The 516-nt window shown below is 60.9% G+C and carries 1 pseudogene; it reads left to right on the top strand.

Features of this window, described 5'->3' with window-relative positions:
• Positions 1-221: 221 nt before the first annotated feature.
• Positions 222-516 (top strand): annotated as a pseudogene (locus IM708_RS21205) (hypothetical protein); the annotation flags it as partial.

Raw genomic sequence — 516 nt, 5'->3', positions numbered from 1 at the left:
CTTGACCTCGGAGCGGAACTCATAGGCAGAACCTTACCGTCCCGCTGACCTCGCAAGTAAGCTCGTGCACTTGCTGGACTGATGTTGCTTGATCCGCCCTGCATCAAACCCGATCACCAGGGGCATTGATGCACCCGTGCAGACCGCGAACGATACTGTAGTGTGCATGGAGCGGTTGCGCGCATCGTCGCAATCAATGAAGCGCCTGAAACGGAGTGCTCATGTTCTTCCACAGCCGTCCCCAGGACCTTTTCGGTCGGTTTGCGGTCTTGGTCGCGTTCGTGCTGGCTCTTTCCGTCGCGCCAATACAGGCGCAGACACCTCCGGCAGTCGAGGACGCGGGGGCTGCCGGTTCGGCCAGCGAGATCGCGGTCGCGCCGGATGCACGCGACGCGCAAATTGCCTACCGTCTCAGGCGAATCCTGGACGCAAGCACCTGGTTCTCGCCTCTCTCGGTTTCTGTACGTGAGGGGATAGTGTTTCTCGACGGACAGACTGAGACGGATGAGCGGCGGG

The sequence above is a fragment of the Pararhodobacter sp. SW119 genome, assembly GCF_017811755.1.
Taxonomy (GTDB): Bacteria; Pseudomonadota; Alphaproteobacteria; order Rhodobacterales; family Rhodobacteraceae; genus Pararhodobacter.
The sequence above is the reverse complement of the archived record's forward strand: the minus strand, read 5'-3'. Positions and strand labels throughout refer to the sequence as shown.